The following is a 17,592-nucleotide window of genomic DNA, read 5'->3' as shown; positions in this document are numbered from 1 at the left end:
GCCAGGGTGACGGCGCTCACGTCACAGATCGCCGTCAGGCGGTGACGCCGCGGCGAAGCTCCTCGGTCAAGGTGGCACGCGCCGTCACCAACGAGGGTCCGTACCAGGTGAGAAGGCGCCCCTCGACCAGCACCGACGGCGTCGCGAAAGCCTCCGGACCGTCGTCAGCGGTGAAGACGTACGGCTCGTCGGGAAGGATCACCAGATCGAGATCGGCCAACTCGATCTCCGCGGTCTGCACCGCCGGGTACCGATCCGCGGCGTCAGCGAAACCGTTGGCCACGCCGAGCCGGGCAAGCAGATCGCCGGTGAAGGTATCGCGCCCCACCACCATCCACGGGTCCCGCCAGATCGGAACCGCGGCACGCACCCAGGCCGGGGTCGACTCGGCCCATACGGCAGCTGCCTGCACCAGCCACTCCGGCTCGCCGACGTCGAGCACCTCGACGAAGAGCCGCCGCATTGCGGTGATCGCCTCCGGCACCGTCTCGATCCTGGTGACCCAGACCTTGATCCCGCGCTCACGCAGCCGTCGCACGTCGAGCTCGCGGTTCTCCTCCTGGTTCGCGATCACCAGATCCGGAGCCAACTCGACGATCGCGTTCAGGTTCGGATTCTTGGTGCCGCGAACCCGCGCGACCTCGAGCTCCGCCGGGTGGGTGCACCAGTCGGTCGCGCCAACCAGCAGGTCCGGCGCCGTCGCTGCGATCGCCTCGGTCAACGAGGGCACCAAGGAAACGACGCGCGTGGGGCGCGCGCTCAGCTCGATCGGGTGACCGAGATCGTCATGCACCTCAAGCTCCACGGGCAGCGGTGGCGAAGGCTCGGATCAGCTCGGCATCCTTCTCCCCCGGCGCACTCTCAACACCGCTGGAGACGTCGACGCCCCACGGCGCGGCGGTGGCGATCGCCTCGGCGACGTTGTCAGGGTTGAGCCCGCCGGCGAGCAGCCACTTGCCCTGCGGCGCGTTCACCACGAGCGCGGAGAGGTCCCAGGTCTCCCCCGACCCCGGCTTCGGCGCATCGAGCAGGAGCACCTCTTCACCGAAGGCTCCGACGGTGAGGTCCGGGTTCGCGGCGAGCGAGGTCGCCCGCCAGACCCGCGGCAGGATCGCCAACGACGCCGCGAACTCGTCCGCGTCATAGCGCGATCCGTGGAGCTGCACCACGTCGATGCCCACCTGCTTGGCGATGGTCGCGGCCTCGGCGGCCGGCATGTCGTTGACGACCAGCACCGTGTCGGCGCGGCCAGCCACCGTCGCCACCAGCGAGCGCGCCTGATCGGCGTCGATACGGCGCGAGCTGGTCTGGTTCATCACGAAGCCGATCGCGTCGGCCCCAGCTGCGAGGGCGACCTCGATGTGCTCGGGCGTGCGGAGGCCACAGATCTTGACGTACACGCTGCCGATTGTCGCACTCGGTACGAACTAGCTGGAGAGCGCGTAGAAACCGGGATGGGTCTCGCGGAAGCAGGGCTGTCTCCAGCCCGGCGGATCGGGCGCCCGGGATCGGTAGCGGTGACCGGTCAGGGTGATCGTCTCGACCTCGTGGCGCTCATCGGGATCGCTGACCACCCGTTGGCGCCAGCCGCCGTCTCGCTTGGCGTGGTTGCACGCTTCACAGAGCCCCTGACCGTTGACGGTTGCGGTAGGACCGCCCTCAACGAAGGGGTTGATGTGATCGGAATGTCGGATCGGCGCATTGCAATACGGAGTAGCGCAGATGCCCGCACCCCGGACCGAGAGGAACTCCGCCATCCCCGGCGGGAAGAACCGCTGCTTGCTGCTCATCGCAACCAGTCCGCCGCGCGGCGCGTAGTGGAGCATCCGGAACCAGGCTCCGATGCCACTCGAGATAGCCCGGGAGGCAAGGAGCCGAGCGATCTCGGCCGGCAGCACCTCTTCGCCTATGCCCGGCGCACTGAGGGTGGCGGGCCTGTGACCTCCGGCCAACGTGGCCTCGGGCATCGTCAGGTTCAGCACGACCGGGACAGCGGGAGCCTCTTCAGGTGTGCCGGTGTCAGCGACCCCGGTCAGCCGGGCGAGGGCGATGTCGCAGATCAGCTGCCCCAGCGAACGCGGATCGCCGGAAGTCCGGGCACTGATCGCCGCCTTCCGTACCGCCGCATAGCCGGCCACGGCCTGGGCGACCGGCATCAGGAAGGTCAGGTATCCCATCGTGTCGGGCGCGGGCCGAACCGTTGCGTGCCGGTCGGCCTCGGCCCGCCGAGCCCGTTCCACCACCGCTGCGGGGTCCACCTCGACGGCGACCCGCCGCACCTTGGCGGTGAGTGCCCGATTGCCCAAGCCACTCAGCACCGCGGCATCCGCACACAGCTCCTCGTCCACGAAAGCCCGGTGCTCTCGACTCAGACACGCTGTCTGCTGAACCAGGATCTGGGCTCGGTACTCGGTCAGCGTGCCGTCACGGAGCCGAGCCAAGGTGTGGGGCATCTCAGAGACGAGTGCCTTGCCTACCCCCAGCAAGGTACGCCCTCGGTGCGGCGACTCCTTGCGCGCCAGCCCGAGCTCGTGACCGTTACCAGCCCCTTGTCGCGCCTCGGCGACTCCGGCGAGCGCCCGTTCGTCGCGGCGTACCGTGTCGAAGACCGCCGCTGCTTCAGCCTGAACGGCACAGGCGGCCGACTTCAACTCCTCGAGCGCCGCAATCAGATCGATCAGAGCAGCCGCGTCACGACCGCAGCCAACAGCCGAGAGGCGGGCCCCCAAGGCCTGCACCTCCCGCACTGAAACCGGTCGCTCGAGATCCATAACGCCACCGTGGACCCACCGTCCGACACAACCATCACGCCGTCCGTCAGACCGGCTGCTCCACACCAGCCGGGCCCCGCCGCGACACCAGCCAGCCGAACGTGGGCGCGAGCACGTACATCACGATCGAGTAGACCGCAGCGGGCACTGCGACGGTCGAGTTGTCGAGCACGCTGAGGGCGATCGCCAACGCGATGGTCGTGTTGTGGATGCCGACCTCCATCGAGCAGGCCACGGCCTGTGCCCGCCCGAGCCGCAACGCCAGCGCCACCGCGTAACCCAGCGAGAGGCTGATCAGGCAGACCAGCACCACGACCACTCCGATATCGGCGAAGTAGTCGACCACGTTCTCGCGTTCGCCGATGATCGCACCGATCGCGACCATCGCGAGGACGGTGATCGAGAAGATCCGGACCGGCCGATCGGCAGCGAGCGCGAAGCTCTGGTTCCGCGCCCGCACCAGCATGCCGATCGCAACCGGCACGAGCACGATGGCGATCACCTGGAGCACCTTGGCGTACTGCAGTCCGAGCTCCCCGTCGGCGCCGAAGTGGTCGATCGAGAGGTTGACCACGATCGGGATGGTCAGCGCGGCGAGCACCGAGTTCACCGCGGTCAGCGAGATGTTGAGCGCGACGTCGCCTCGGAACAGGTGGCTCAGCAGGTTGGCCGTGGTCCCGCCCGGCGAGGCGACCAGCAGCATCACCCCGACGGCCAGTAGCGGCGGCAGATCGAACGCCTTCACCAGACCGAAGGTGATCAGCGGCAGCACGAGCACCTGGACGGCGAGAGCTGCGATCACCGCCTTCGGCTGGCGGGCCACTCGGGCGAAGTCGGCGAGCGTGAGCGAGAGCCCGAGGCCGAACATGATGATGGCAAGGGCGATGGGCAGCCCGACGGTGATCAGCGCGGAGTCCTGCATGACGCGTGATCCAACCATCTACCGCGACAAAGGTCACCGGTTGACAGCAGCACCTCCGGGTGCATCCATGGAAGGGCGGGCCGCGGCGAATCGGTCCGCGACATGGCGGCCTATGACTCATCCGCAGGGATGAGTTGATAACCTACAAATCCGAGTTGTTCAGTTGACTTAGGAGGCGTTGTGTCGGGACGAGAAGGCGACCGGTGTGCGGTCGTCATCGGAGCGGGTGCCGCTGGCACCCTGACCGCGATCCATCTGATCACCCATCTCTCCAGCCGATTCCACGTCGAACTGATCGACCCGTCGCCCGATACCGGACGCGGGCCCGCATACTCCACCGACGACGACCGGCACCTGCTCAACGTGCCGGCCAGCGGGATGAGCGCCTTTCCCCTCGACCCCGACCACTTCTTCCGATACGTGCGGGCCCACCACGACCGTGAGGCCCAGCCGCAGGACTTCGTCCCGCGACGCGTCTATGGCGACTACCTCAACCACCTGCTGACCACCGCTACCGAGTTCCCCGGCAGCGCGCGCCTGGTGCGGCGGCACGCCACCGTCGTCGACCTGACCTCGGACGGCGGCCTGGGCACCGTGCATCTCGACTCCGGCGAGCAGGTCCACGCCCGCGCCGTCGTCCTGGCGACCAGCGCCAGACCGGCCGCCCATTGGGCACCGGAAAGCCTGCTCGACAGCGACCGGCTGATCGCCGACCCATGGTCCCGTCCGCTGCGCGACGCCCTACCCGACGACGGCGACATCCTGTTGGTAGGTACCGGCCTCACCATGGTCGACGTCGCCCTCGCCGCAGACCGTCCCGGACGCCGCTTGCACACCGTCTCGCGCCATGCCCTGGTGCCGGCACGGCACGTGCTGCCGACCACACCACCGGTCCCGCCTCCACCCGGGATCACCCGGATCAGCGACCTCGAGCACCTGCGCCGCGTCGTCGAGGAACACGTCGCACGGACCGTCCGCGAGACCGGCGACTGGCGCGCCGCGATCGACGGGTTGCGTCCGGTCACACAGCAACTGTGGCGCGGCCTGAGCGACGACGACCGCGTCGACTTCCTACGCCACGACGCCCGGTTGTGGGAGATCCACCGCCACCGGATGCCACCGATCACCGCCCGTCGCCTCGATCGCCTCCGCGACTCCGGCCGCTGGCGCGAGTACCAGGGCGAGGTGGTCGCCGCCGAGGAACTCCCCGACGGCGTCCGGGTTCGGCTCAGCAACGGTGCCAGCCTCGAGGTCGCGGCGGTCGTGAACTGCACCGGCCCGCTCAGCTCCCTGGCGGCCGATCCGCTCCTCGCCTCACTCGCGCGAACCGGAGTGGTCCGACCGGGCCCCGCAGGCATGGGTATCGACACCGCGGATCTCGGCCGTGTCGTCGGCACCCTCACCCAGGCCACCCTCTTCGCCGTCGGGTCGCTGCGCCGCGGCAACCTGTACGAGTCGACCGCGATGCCCGAGATCCGGGTCCAGGCCTACAACGTGGCTCGCGCCGTCGTCCGGGCCCTGCACGGCGAGACCCGGCAGCGCCCGACCGACCGCTACGGCCAGGCGCTCAGCACCAGTCCCGAGGTCGCCGAGATCTACGACCAGGCACTGGGTTCGCTGCTCCGGCTCCAGGAGGGCGCCGAGGAACAGCTCACCGAAGCCGTCACCCTCGACCCCGCCTTCGCCCAGGGGCACGCCGCACTGGCTCTGCTCGGTCACGAATGGGGCACCACCACCACGTGGCGCCAACACCTGGCCCGCGCGCACGAGGTCGCCGGCGACCGCCACCTCGACGAACGCGAGAGCAGCTTCCTCGACGCCGTCACCACTCGCCTGCGGACCGATGAGGCCACCGGCGCCGCAGCCCTGCTCCGGCACATCCGGCTCTTCCCGCGCGACGCCCTGGCGGTCAGTGTCGCGGTACCGACGGTTGCTTTCGGCGGGCTGACCTCCGGACCACAGACCGCCGAACTGGTCGAAGGTCTCGGCAAGGCGTACGGCGACGACTGGTGGTACGCCGGCCAACTGGCCTTCGTCCGCCAGGACCAGGAACGGTGGAAGGAGGCCGACGAGCTCACCGCCTACGCGCTCTCCGTGGAGCCCGCCTCGGGCCACGCCGCACACGCTCGTGCCCACGTCTTCTACGAGACCGGGCGGCACAGCGAAGGACTCGGGTGGCTGGATCGCTGGATCATCGACCACGGCCCAGGCGCGAATCACCGCTCGCACTTCTCCTGGCATGCGGTACTGCACGAACTGATGTCTGGCGACCTCCACGCGGCGCGCCGGCGCTACGCCAACGAACTCGCCCCGCCGACCGTCGACGGTCCGCGCGCCCTCGTCGACGCCGGCGCGCTGCTCTGGCGGGCCCGGGTGACCGGCGCTTGGCTCGACACCGCCGCGGCGGACCAGGTCCTCGGTGCGGTCGACGCAGCCCGCCTCGACCAGCCCACCACTCCGTTCGCCGCCTTCCATGCAGCGCTCTCCCTCGCCGCGGCACAGGCGGACGGGCGCCTGGCCGCCTTGCGTGGCTATGCGTTCGGCCACAGCGACCCGGTGATCAGGGAGCTGGTCGCTCCCCTCTGCGACGGGCTGGCCGCGGTGCTCGCCGACGACCATCTCGCCGCCGTCGATGCGCTGACCCCGGTCGTCGCACGAGCCCGCGCGCTAGGAGGCAGCGCGGCGCAGCGGGAGGTCCTCGAAGACACCCTGATCACCTCGCTGGCAGCAGCAGGGCGCGTCGCGGAGGCGACCGCGCTGCTCGATCAGCGGCTGTGTCGACGGCCCTCAGCCCTCGACCAACGCCGTCGGGCCGCGCTACCCGCTACTTCCGTCCAGCGAAGTAGCTGAGGCAGATGAAGGCGATCATCAGACTGAAGAGCGCACCGGTCTGAGTCGGCGCGATCAGGAACGGGGCACTGGTCAGTAGCAGGATGTCGAAGCCGCGGAGCACGCTGCCGTACAGGTTGGTCGGCACCGCACCCGCGGGACTGGCCACCAACGGTCGCCCGTAGTCCGGAGGGCGACCGGTCACCCAACGCACGGAGGCGGCCAGACCGCAGGCCCCAGCGGCGACTCCGAGCAGCACCGCCGTCGACCACAACACCTCGACCCCGGCATGGACCGCGGGGACACAGGCCAATCCGAAGAGCCCGGCAAGGCTGGCCGGTACCACCAGGGCGGCGCCACGGGTGGCACCGAGCCCGTTCGGGAACTGGCGGGCCACGCCTGCGGTCCGGGTGAGCACCCGGAGTCCCGCGAGGAAGGGCAACAACGCCAGGAACGCCGTGCCGGCTGCGGCGAGGATGACCACCCGTTCGGCCCCCGCGGTGCGGACGGCGTACGGCACCACTACGCCGAGCGCCAGCAGGAACAGCCAGACCGGGCTGCGCCTGATCCGGGTGAGGTCGGCCCAGATCAGTGCAGCTGATCCGGACGGGCCGCCACGGCGCGGACGGGCGGTCCCGCGCCCACGCCAGCGGTGCGCGAGAAGGACGTCGTAGGTCAACGCCAGATCCAAGGTGGCCAGGGCTCCTCCGAGCCCCGGCACCAGCGCGCCACCGCGGACCAGGTCCCGGCGCCGCAGTCGACGCGCCAACTGGGCGGCACTGACGACACCGACCAGGACGACGCCGAAACAGAGCACGATCGCCAACCACCACCAGGCCGGTACGTCGGCGGGCGCCTCCACCGTCGGGACCCGGTGCAGGGTGAGCGCCAGCAGGGTCGCCCAGGCCGCGGTCAGCACCACGACGGTCACCGCGGTCAACGGATTCGCCCGGGCCGGTTGGCCAAGAACACCGAGCAGAACGCCGGCCGCTGCGAACGCACCGACCAAGGTGGCGAAGCCGACCGCGGCCGGTAGCCCGAACCCACCCAGCAGCGCAGCAGTTCCCGCGACCACCGCGCCCGCCACCGCCACGATCGCGAACGCGGCCCACACGCGGGCCCGGAGCACCGCGCCACGATCAAGAGGCGTGTCCAGCAACCAGCTCGCCGACGCCGGCGACGCCTGGATCGGTCCGAAGGTTCGAGCCAAGGACCAGATCACCACCAGCCCGAGCCCGGCGACGACCCATGGCATCACCCCGCGCGCGGCCTGACACCCGGTTGAGGTGCAGTGCTCATCCGAGAGCCCGGAGACGCCGATCAGCGCGTTGATCAGCATCGAGCTGAGCATCAGGAACGCGAAGATCCCGATGTAGGCGTCCGAGATCGCCTGGCCCAGGGTCGCGTTGGCGCGACTCCGGCGCCAATGCCGCAGTTCGCCACGGAGCTCGCGGACCTCAGCGAACGGCGAGCGCTCCATGCCGCTCAGGACTCACCACCGAGGGTGATCACGTCGTCGGCGAGTGCCTCGACCAGTCGGGTGGAGTGACTGGCGAAGAGGACAGCGAGCCCTTCCCGCTTCTCTCGCTTGAGCCGCTCGATCAGCCAGTCGGTGCCTTCCTCGTCGAGCCGTTGTTCGGGTTCGTCCAGGATCAGCAGCCGACGCGGGCGGACGAAGGCACCGGCCAAGGCGAGGCGTCGGCGTTGTCCCGACGAGAGCGACCCGGGAAGTTGGGCGGCCTGGGCGAAGAGTCCGACCTCCCGCATCACGTCGTCGACCAGCCCGTCGGCGTCCGGCACCCGGTGGGCACGGGCATAGAGGTCCAGATGTTCGACCACGGTCAGGTCGGGGAAGAAGTCGATGTCGTCCATCACCACGGCCATCGCCGAGCGGATCGAGGGCGAACGGTCGTCATAGAGTTCGCCACCGATCCGGACCTCGCCCTCGTCGGCCGGGTCGGCGCCGGTCACACAGCGCAGCACCGTCGTCTTGCCGCTGCCGTTGGGGCCGACCAGGACCGCAGCCCGGCCGGCCTTGACCGCGAAGCCGACGTCGGAGAGCACGGTGTGGTCACCGAACTTCTTGATCAACCCGCTGACTCCGAGGACCGGCTGCTTCTTCGCGGCTTGCTTAGCGCTCACCCGCTCACCTTCTCAGGTCCCCGGTTGCCGCCATCGTCCAGCGTGGCTCAGGCGGTCCGTTCGGAGGTCGCCTCGGCCATCTCCGCGGCGAGCCGCTCGATGTCGTTGGCGGTGACGATCGGCCGGATGTCGGAGGCGTCGCGCCCGATCCAGCCGATACCGGGCTCGTAGCGCCGGATCACCTTGGCCGGTGCCCCGGCCACGACAGCATGGTCGGGGATCTCCCCGCGCACCACCGAGCCGGCACCGACCACGACGTTGCGCCCGATTGTGGTGCCCGGCAGGATCACCGCGCCGTGGCCGATCCAGGAGCCGGAGCCGATCCGCACCGGGAGGTGCGCGCCGAGCTGGTCCCCGATCGGTTCGTCCGGGTCCTGGTAGCCGTGGCTGGCGTCGGAGACGAAGATCCCCTGGCCGAACCAGACGTCGTCGCCGATCTCGATCGACTCGTGTGCGGTGAGCGTGGTCCGGGTCCCGATCACGCAACGGTCACCGATCACCAGTCCTCGCGCCGGAAGCACCTCGGCGCTGGGGCCGTAACCGACGCTCAGCGTGCAGTGCCGACCGATCAGGGTGCGGGTACCGACATGGATCGACCGCTCGCCGAACATCGTCGCCTGTGGGAAGCCGATGCAGCTGGCCTCGCCGAAGGCGCCGAACCGGTCCGCGGCGCGAGTGCCCGGCGTGATCTCGCCGACCCACTCGACGCCGCGCATCAGCATCCGCAGCGGTGGATTCAGCACCGTGCGCAACCAAGGCACCGGCTCAGTCCTCCGGCTCGTAGCCGAGGTTCGGCGCCAACCAGCGCTCGGCCTCGGCCTGGGTCCAGCCCTTCCGCTGCGCGTAGTCGGCGACCTGGTCGCGGGCCAGTCGGCCCACCACGAAGTACTGCGACTGCGGGTGCGAGAAGTACCAGCCCGACACCGCTGCGCCCGGCCACATCGCCATCGACTCGGTCAACTCGATACCGGTGTTGGCGGTGACGTCGAGCAGTTCCCAGAGCACCTGCTTCTCGGTGTGCTCGGGGCAGGCCGGGTAGCCCGGCGCGGGCCGGATGCCGCGGTACTTCTCGGCGATCAGGTCCTCGTTGGAGAGCGTCTCTCCGTTGTCGTAGCCCCAGAACTCGGTCCGGACCCGCTGGTGCAGGCGCTCCGCGAACGCCTCGGCAAGCCGGTCGGCGAGCGCCTCCAGCATGATCGCCGAGTAGTCATCGAGGTCGGCGCGGAACTTGGCGATCCGTTCTGCGGTTCCGTGGCCGGCGGTGACCGCGAAGGCACCGACGTGATCGGCCAGCCCGGTCTCCTTCGGCGCCACGAAGTCACCGAGCGACTTGTTCGCGACACCTTCGCGGTGTTCACCCTGCTGGCGCAGGTTGTGCAGCACCGCCTTGACCTCGCTACGCGCGGAGTCTGCGTAGACCTCGATGTCGTCGCCGACGGCGTTCGCCGGGAAGAGACCGAAGACGGCGTTCGCGGTGAGCCACCGCTCCTGCACGATCTGGTCCAGCATCGCGTTGGCGTCCTCGTACAGCTTCCGGGCAGCCTCACCGGTGGTGGGGCTGTTCAGGATGTCGGGGAACTTGCCCTTCATCTCCCAGGTGTTGAAGAACGGCTGCCAATCGATGAACTCACGGAGCTCGCCGAGGTCGTACTCGCTGAGCACCTGGATGCCGGGCTGGTTCGGCGCCGGCGGCTGGTAGCCCTCCCAGGTGATCGGCGTCCGGCGCTCCCGGGCCTGGGCCAGGGTCACCATCGGCCGGTCGTGCTTGGTGGCGTGCCGCTCGCGCAGCGCGTCGTAGTCAGCCTTGACGTCGGCGAGAAGCGCAGGCCGCTGGGCGTCGTTGAGCAGCGCGGCCGCGGTCGGCACCGAACGCGAGGCGTCCTTGACCCAGATCACTGTGCCGTCGTACTTGCCGTCCACCTTGACCGCGGTGTGGGCACGGGAGGTGGTGGCGCCGCCGATCAGCAACGGGATCTCGAAATTCTGCCGCTGCATCTCGGAGGCCACGTTGACCATCTCGTCGAGCGAGGGCGTGATCAGACCGGAGAGTCCGATGATGTCGGCGTTGTGCTCGCGCGCGGCGTCGAGGATCTTCTGTGCAGGCACCATCACGCCGAGGTCGATCACCTCGTAGTTGTTGCACTGCAGAACCACACCGACGATGTTCTTGCCGATGTCGTGGACGTCGCCCTTCACGGTCGCCATCACGATGGTGCCGTTGGTCTCCTTGGCGGCAGCCAGGCTGGGGTCGTTCGCCTTCTCCTCTTCGATGAACGGGATCAGGTAGGCGACGGCCTTCTTCATTACGCGGGCGCTCTTGACCACCTGGGGCAGGAACATCTTGCCGGCGCCGAAGAGGTCTCCGACCACGTTCATGCCGTCCATCAAGGGACCTTCGATGACCTCGATCGGGCGACCGCCGCGCTCCTTGATCTGCACCCGGAGCTCTTCGGTGTCGGCCTCGACGTGGGCGTCGATCCCCTTGACCAGTGCGTGGGTGATCCGCTCACCGGCAGGCAGTGCACGCCACTCCTCGGCCTGCTCCTCGGTCTCGGCGGCGGTGCCGCGGAACTGCTCGGCGAGCGCCAACAGGTTCTCGGTGGCGTCGCCGCCGTCGGCCGGGGTGCGGTTCAGGATGACGTCTTCGATCGCGTCGCGCAGCTTCGGATCGACCTCGTCGTAGACCACCAGCGCACCCGCGTTGACGATGCCCATCGAGAGTCCGGCCTTGATCGCGTGGTACAGGAAGACCGCGTGGATCGCTTCGCGCACCACGTTGTTGCCGCGGAACGAGAAGGAGACGTTCGAGATACCACCGGAGATCTTGGCGCCCGGCAGGTTCTGCGAGATCCAGCGGGTGGCCTCGATGAAGTCGACGCCGTAGTTGGCGTGCTCCTCGATACCGGTCGCGACCGCGAAGACGTTGGGGTCGAAGATGATGTCCTCGGCCGGGAAGCCGACCTCGTCGACCAGGATCCGGTAGGCCCGGGCGCAGATCTCCTTACGGCGTTCGAGGTTGTCCGCCTGGCCCTCCTCGTCGAAGGCCATCACCACGACGGCCGCGCCGTACTTGCGGCACAGCTTCGCCTGGGCGCGGAACTCGTCCTCACCGGCCTTCATCGAGATCGAGTTGACCACCGGCTTGCCCTGCACACACTTGAGACCGGCCTCGATCACCTCCCACTTCGAGGAGTCGACCATCACCGGGACCCGACTGATGTCCGGCTCGCTGGCGACCAGCTTGAGGAAACGGTCCATCGCCGCGACGCCGTCGATCATGCCTTCGTCCATGTTGACGTCGATGATCTGGGCGCCGTTCTCGACCTGCTGCGCGGCGACCGACAACGCGGTGTCGTAGTCGCCGTCCTTGATCAGGTTGCGGAACCGGGCCGAGCCGGTGATGTTGGTCCGCTCGCCCACGTTGACGAAGAGCGAGGAGTCAGTGATGTTCAACGGCTCCAGGCCGGAGAGCCGCATCGCTACCGGCGGCTGGGCGGGGACCCGCACCGGCAGGCCCTCGATCGAGCGCGCGATCTCCGCGATGTGGTCGGGAGTGGTGCCGCAGCAACCACCGAGCAGGTTGACCAGTCCGGCCTCGGCGAACTCCTGGACCACGGTCGCCATCTGCGACGGGGTCTCGTCGTACTCACCGAACGCGTTCGGCAGGCCGGCGTTCGGGTAGGCCGAGACGAAACAGTCCGCGAGCCGACTGAGCTCGGCGACGTACTGCCGCATCTCTGCGGCACCGAGCGCACAGTTCAGGCCGATCGCCAGCGGACGGACGTGCCGTACGGCGTTCCAGAACGCCTCGGTGGTCTGGCCGCTCAGGGTGCGACCGGATGCGTCGGTGATGGTGCCGGAGATGATCACCGGCCAACGGCGTCCGCGCTCCTCGAACAACGTCTCCAGCGCGAAGATCGCGGCCTTGGCGTTGAGGGTGTCGAAGATCGTCTCGATCAGCAGGATGTCGGCGCCGCCGTCGACCAGACCGTTGGCCTGCTCCAGGTACGCAGCGACCAGCTGGTCGTAACTGACGTTGCGGGCACCGGGGTCGTTGACGTCCGGCGAGATCGACGCCGTCCGGTTGGTCGGGCCGAGCGCACCGGCCACGTAGCGCGGACGCTCCGGGGTCGCGTAGGCGTCGCACGCCTCGCGGGCCAGCCGGGCCCCGTGGAAGTTCAGTTCGTAGGCCAGCGCCTCCATGCCGAAGTCGGCCTGGGCGATCGTGGTCGCCGAGAAGGTGTTGGTCTCGACGATGTCGGCACCGGCTGCGAGGTACTCCTCGTGGATGCCGCGGATCATCGCGGGCTGGGTCAACACCAGCACGTCGCTGTTGCCCTTGATGTCGCTGGGCCAGTCGGCGAAACGCTCGCCGCGGTACTCCGACTCACCGGGCGAGTGCCGCTGGATCATCGTGCCCATGGCGCCGTCGATCACCAGAATCTTGGCGCTCAAGGCAGCCTTCAGCGCTTCGGTGGCGTCCGGGCGGACGTTCACCTTCGACTTGCTGTTCACCTGGACGGACAAAATGGCTACCTCCCGTAATGGAAGGCGTCCTTGAACATCGCCGAGCGTGGCGGGTCGATGCCCGTTGCAACGCCTCTCGGTACCCGTGATCTTACGACTCCGGCCCGCAGGATGTGCACAACATCCGTCCACTGGGCATCCACGCTCTCCGACGACGTGAGGACCGGTGCCCTAGGCTTCTTGGGGTGATCGAGTTCGAAGAAGTTCCCGACCTGGTGGATCCGGTCGTGATTGCCGCTTTCGAGGGATGGAACGACGCCGGTGAGGCGGCGTCCGGGGTCGTGGATCATCTGATGGATGTCTGGCAGGCACGGGTGATCGGCGCCGTCGATCCCGACGACTTCTACGACTACCAGATGAACCGTCCGGTGATCGGCAGCAACGACGACGGGCACCGCACGATCAGCTGGCCCGGCACCCAGATCGCCGTCGCCTCCCCGTCCGGGCTCGACCACGATGTCATCCTGATCCGTGGGCTGGAACCGAACATGCGGTGGCGGCAGTACTGCTCCGAACTACTGGTCGCCTGCGACGAACTGGGCGCCACGATGATGGTCACCCTCGGCGCGCTGCTGGCCGACGCCCCGCACACCCGCCCGGTGCCGGTGACCGGCATCGCCAGCGAACCCGAGCTCGTCGACCGGCTCGACCTGGAGGAGTCCTCCTACGAGGGCCCGACCGGGATCGTCGGCGTCGTCCAGGACGCGTGTGCCCGCTATGACCTGCCGGCGGTCGGCTACTGGGCCGCCGTGCCGCACTACGTCGCGCAGCCGCCCTGCCCGAAGGCGACCCTCGCCTTGATCGGCCACCTCGAAGAGCTGCTGGAGACCAGCATCCCGCTCGGTGATCTGCCCGAGGAGGCGCGCGCCTGGGAGCGCGGCGTCGACGAGCTCGCCCAGGAGGAGGAAGAGATCGCCGACTACGTCCGTGCCCTGGAAGAGGCCCGCGACACCGCGGATCTCCCGGAGGCGTCCGGAGAGGCGATCGCCAAGGAGTTCGAGCGCTACCTCAAACGACGCGGGACCGACCAGGGCTGAGTGCCCTGGCCGGTCCCCGGCGTTGATTCAGATACTGCAGTGGATCAGATGCTGAGGCCTAGCGCGGCGTCGAGCAGCTTGGCAACCACGGCGCCGGCCTCCGGCTCGCTGGTGTCGCCGGCGTTGGAGTCGGCGACCCACTTCTCGATAGCCGCAACCGCGCGCGGGGCGTCGAGGTCGTCAGCCAGCGCAGCCAGCACCTCCGCGACGAGCGGAGCGCTCGGGGCACCGGCCGGACGGGCCAGCGCGAGCCGCCAGGTGTCGAGGGTGTCGACGCTCGCCCACAGCTGGTCGTCGGTCCACTCCCAGTCACTGCGGTAGTGCTGGCGGAGCAGGGTGAGCCGGATCGCCATCGGGTCGACCTCGCTCAGCCGCAATGCGGAGACGAAGACCAGGTTGCCCAACGACTTCGACATCTTCTGACCGTCGAAAGCGACCATGCCGGCGTGCGCGTAGAGCTGCGCGAACGTCGAGCCGGGGTGTGCCACCTGCACTTCGCCGGCGCACATCTCGTGGTGCGGGAAGACCAGGTCACTGCCCCCGGCCTGGACGTCGAAGCTGGTGCCGAGGTGCTCGAGAGCGATCGCAGCACACTCGATGTGCCATCCCGGACGTCCCGGACCGAACGGGCTGTCCCAGCTCGGCTCGCCCTCACGCTCACCGCGCCACAACACACAGTCCAGCGGGTCCTTCTTGCCGGCGCGCTCCGGGTCTCCCCCGCGCTCGGCGAAGATCGAGAGCATCACGTCGCGCTCCAGGTTCGAGACCGAACCGAAGGCGGCGTCGGCGCTCACCGAGAAGTAGAGGTCGGTCTCCACCTGGTAGACCGCTCCCGTCTCCTGAAGACGCTGGATCAACTCGATCACCAGCGGGATCGACTCCACGGCACCGACGTACTGGGCCGGGGGCAGCACCCGCAGCGCTTCCATGTCCTCGCGGAACAGTTGGGTCTCCCGCTCGGCGAGCTCGACCCAATCGACCTTGACCTTGTTCGCCCGCTCCAGCAGCGGGTCGTCGACGTCGGTGACGTTCTGCACATAGGTGACGTCGTGACCGGCGTTGCGCCAGGCGCGGTTGAGCAGGTCGAAGGCCACGTAGGTGGCGGCGTGACCGATGTGGGTGGCGTCGTACGGGGTGATCCCGCATACGTAGAGCCGGGCGGCACCGGTCGGCGAGGTCTTCTGCAACTGGCCGGTGGCGGTGTTGTGCAGGCTGACCTGCGGACCGTTCACGGGCAGGGACGGGACCTCTGGAGCTGACCAGGTGCGCATGCCGCGAAGCCTAGAGGATCGCGGAAACCCGCTCAGAAGGCAGGCCAGGGAATCGCGGGCCACGAGCCGTCGGGCAGCGGGAAAACACCGTCCGCAACCAGCTCCCGGCAACGCACGCCGAACTGTTCGACCTCGCTGACCGTCAACAGCTCGAAGAGCCGTTCCCGCAGTTCCCCGTCGTCGGCGAGCCGCCGGACCGCAGCGATCTCGTCGGCCCGCAACGGCTCGGCCGCCCAGCCCCAGAGCACCGTGCGCAGCTTCGGTTCCACGTGGAAGGCGACGCCATGGTCGACGCCGTATCGGTGCCCGTCCGCCATCGCCAGCACGTGGCCGCCCTTGCGGTCACCGTTGTTGATCACGGCGTCGAAGATCGCCATCCGGCGCAGTGGTTCCGACTCCTCGTGGACGAGTGCGACCGGACGGCCGGCGCCGTCCTCGGCGTCGAAGACGTGGAGGAAGCCCTCGGGAAGCTCGCCACGGGCGACGATGTCCACGGGAGCCAAGGCGGGATCGGGTTCCTTCCACTCCTGCACCATCCCGACGCCGTGCGGACCGTCGCGCAGCACGGTCGGAGGGACGACGTCCCAGCCCAACGCCTCGGACACCAGATAGGCGGCGTACTCCCGTTCGGCCAGCGTGCCGTCCGGGAAGTCCCAGAGTGGCTGCTCACCGCGGACCGGCTTGTAGACGACCTGCAACTCACCGAGCTGACAGATGAAGGTGGCGTTGGACGCCGGCATCACCCGTCCGCGCAGCACCAGCTCCCCTACCGCTTCGGGCAGGGTCACGGGTCACGCCGCCGGAAGCCGTTGGCCCGGACGCAGAGGTGTCCGCTGGGGTCTATGGGGCCGCCACAGAACGGGCAGGTGTCCCGGCCCGCACCCACAACGGTCTCGGCCCGCTTGACGAAGGCCCGAGCGGCGCCCGGAGCGAACCGGACCAGGAAGACCTCGTCCGCCTCACCGTCCAGATCATCCTCCAGCTCTGCCTCGGGGTCGAAGTCCGGATCGTGGGGGAAGACCTCGATGATCACCTGGTCGTCGCGGGTGTCCCACGACAACGTCATGGTGCCGACCCGGAACTCCACCTCGATCGGCTGCTCCAAAGGACCGTTGTCCTCCAGCAGCACCGGTGCGACCGCTGGGATCAACGACTTCGTGCCCTCGTCGTTCATCAGGTTGTCGAGCATGTTGTCCAGGCGTTGCGCCAACAGTTCGACCTGCTGCTTCTCGATCGCCACCGTGACCAGTCGGCGCGCCGAACGCGCCTGCAGGAAGAAGGCACGTTGCCCAGGCTCGCCGACCGTCCCGACGATGAAACGGTCCGGCGGATCGAACAGGTGCACCACAGAAGCCATGTGAGTAAGCCTAGTAGCCCGTGCCACTCAGTGGCCGGAGCCACCACCGACGACGGCATCGGTCGCCGGCGCGTCGGCGGACGCTTCCTTCGGGGCCAGCCAGGAGAGTTCTCCGGCCGCTGTGTTGCTGGCCAGCACGAACGGCCGGTGCGCGGTGTACCGGATCACCGAGATCGACGCCGGGTCGACGTGCAGCCGCTGGAAGAGGTCGAGGTGCATACCCAGCGCATCAGCCAGCAGCGCCTTGATCACATCGCCGTGGCTGACCGCCACCCAGACCGCCGAGGCGCCGTCCGCGGCCTCGAGCTCGGCGTCGATCCGACGCACCGTCGCCACCGCGCGTGCGGCCAGGGCGGGCATCGACTCACCCTCGGGGAAGGTCACCGCGGCCGGATGCTGCTGCACCGTTCCCCACAGCGGCTCCTTGACCAGTTCCTTGATCGGACGGCCGGTCCAGGTGCCGTAGTCGCACTCGGTGAGGCCCTCTTCGATCCGCAGTGGAAGCTCACGTCCGGCGAGCACCGGAGCCGCGGTCTGCTGGCACCGTTCCATCGGGCTGGAGACGACGGCGCTCAACCTCAGCGCGGCCAACCGCTCCGCGGCGCTGTCGGCCTGCGCCGCACCGACCTCGTCGAGGTGGACGCCCGGCGAGCGGCCGGCGAGGACTCCGCCGGTGTTGGCGGTGCTGCGCCCGTGGCGCAACAGGATCACGGTTGCCATGCCGGGGAGCCTACGC

14 protein-coding genes are annotated in these 17,592 nt (G+C 69.0%); 2 read left to right on the top strand and 12 right to left on the bottom strand.

All coding sequences use genetic code 11. The annotated features are described in order from the left end of the window. Positions 1–34 precede the first annotated feature (34 nt). From ACLM5J_RS12205 to ACLM5J_RS12190, 4 genes are all read right to left on the bottom strand, one after another. Positions 35–793, bottom strand: a complete 759-nt coding sequence (locus ACLM5J_RS12205) for a helical backbone metal receptor (protein WP_413656684.1) — start codon at positions 791–793, stop codon at positions 35–37. A gap of 1 nt (position 794) precedes the next feature. Further along, positions 795–1,400, bottom strand: coding sequence for a phosphoribosylanthranilate isomerase (locus ACLM5J_RS12200; protein WP_413656683.1), 606 nt, complete (start codon positions 1,398–1,400; stop codon positions 795–797). Positions 1,401–1,427: 27 nt separating this feature from the next. Then, a complete protein-coding gene (locus ACLM5J_RS12195) occupies positions 1,428–2,738 on the bottom strand; it encodes an HNH endonuclease (RefSeq protein WP_413656682.1) in 1,311 nt (436 codons plus the stop codon). Positions 2,739–2,817: 79 nt separating this feature from the next. Next, on the bottom strand, positions 2,818–3,693 hold the full coding sequence (locus tag ACLM5J_RS12190) for a bile acid:sodium symporter family protein (RefSeq protein WP_413656681.1): 876 nt from the start codon (positions 3,691–3,693) through the stop codon (positions 2,818–2,820). A gap of 180 nt (positions 3,694–3,873) precedes the next feature. Here ACLM5J_RS12190 and ACLM5J_RS12185 point away from each other — a divergent pair, with 180 nt between their 5' ends. Beyond that, the gene (locus tag ACLM5J_RS12185) at positions 3,874–6,543 is read left to right on the top strand and encodes an FAD/NAD(P)-binding protein (RefSeq protein WP_413656680.1); all 2,670 of its coding nucleotides are present in this window, start codon (positions 3,874–3,876) and stop codon (positions 6,541–6,543) included. On the opposite strand, the gene ACLM5J_RS12180 is transcribed toward ACLM5J_RS12185, so the two are convergent. From ACLM5J_RS12180 to metH, 4 genes are read right to left on the bottom strand one after another with little or no spacing between them, the layout of a single operon-like run. Beyond that, the gene (locus ACLM5J_RS12180; protein WP_413656679.1) at positions 6,518–8,002 is read right to left on the bottom strand and encodes a DUF6297 family protein; all 1,485 of its coding nucleotides are present in this window, start codon (positions 8,000–8,002) and stop codon (positions 6,518–6,520) included. The two genes, ACLM5J_RS12185 and ACLM5J_RS12180, sit on opposite strands and share 26 nt — an antisense overlap. A gap of 5 nt (positions 8,003–8,007) precedes the next feature. Further along, positions 8,008–8,664 carry an ATP-binding cassette domain-containing protein gene (locus ACLM5J_RS12175; RefSeq protein WP_413656678.1) on the bottom strand — a complete coding sequence of 219 codons (657 nt, stop codon included), beginning with the start codon at positions 8,662–8,664 and terminating at the stop codon, positions 8,008–8,010. 47 nt (positions 8,665–8,711) lie between these two features. Next, a complete protein-coding gene (locus ACLM5J_RS12170) occupies positions 8,712–9,425 on the bottom strand; it encodes an acyltransferase (protein WP_413656677.1) in 714 nt (237 codons plus the stop codon). Positions 9,426–9,429: 4 nt separating this feature from the next. Beyond that, positions 9,430–13,191, bottom strand: a complete 3,762-nt coding sequence (gene metH, locus ACLM5J_RS12165) for a methionine synthase (protein WP_413656676.1) — start codon at positions 13,189–13,191, stop codon at positions 9,430–9,432. Positions 13,192–13,376: 185 nt separating this feature from the next. On the opposite strand from metH, the gene ACLM5J_RS12160 reads away from it, so the two are divergent. Continuing rightward, entirely contained in the window at positions 13,377–14,228 is an 852-nt protein-coding gene (locus ACLM5J_RS12160; protein WP_413656675.1) for a PAC2 family protein, read from the top strand. A gap of 44 nt (positions 14,229–14,272) precedes the next feature. On the opposite strand, the gene mshC is transcribed toward ACLM5J_RS12160, so the two are convergent. The 4 genes from mshC to ACLM5J_RS12140 are packed head-to-tail and all read right to left on the bottom strand — an operon-like array spanning position 14,273 to position 17,576. Beyond that, a complete protein-coding gene (gene mshC / locus ACLM5J_RS12155; RefSeq protein WP_413656674.1) occupies positions 14,273–15,499 on the bottom strand; it encodes a cysteine--1-D-myo-inosityl 2-amino-2-deoxy-alpha-D-glucopyranoside ligase in 1,227 nt (408 codons plus the stop codon). Positions 15,500–15,531: 32 nt separating this feature from the next. Continuing rightward, positions 15,532–16,287 carry an SCO1664 family protein gene (locus tag ACLM5J_RS12150; protein WP_413656673.1) on the bottom strand — a complete coding sequence of 252 codons (756 nt, stop codon included), beginning with the start codon at positions 16,285–16,287 and terminating at the stop codon, positions 15,532–15,534. Beyond that, positions 16,284–16,856 carry a DUF3090 domain-containing protein gene (locus ACLM5J_RS12145; RefSeq protein WP_413656672.1) on the bottom strand — a complete coding sequence of 191 codons (573 nt, stop codon included), beginning with the start codon at positions 16,854–16,856 and terminating at the stop codon, positions 16,284–16,286. The genes ACLM5J_RS12150 and ACLM5J_RS12145 overlap by 4 nt, the downstream gene beginning before the upstream one ends. Positions 16,857–16,883: 27 nt before the next feature. After that, positions 16,884–17,576: a histidine phosphatase family protein gene (locus tag ACLM5J_RS12140; RefSeq protein WP_413656671.1), complete on the bottom strand. Its 693-nt coding sequence runs from the start codon at positions 17,574–17,576 to the stop codon at positions 16,884–16,886. Between the last annotated feature and the right edge of the window lie 16 nt (positions 17,577–17,592).

Origin of the sequence: Nocardioides sp. Bht2 (assembly GCF_047308515.1) — a bacterium.
GTDB lineage: Bacteria > Actinomycetota > Actinomycetes > Propionibacteriales > Nocardioidaceae > Nocardioides.
This window is presented reverse-complemented; position numbering and strand designations above follow the sequence as displayed.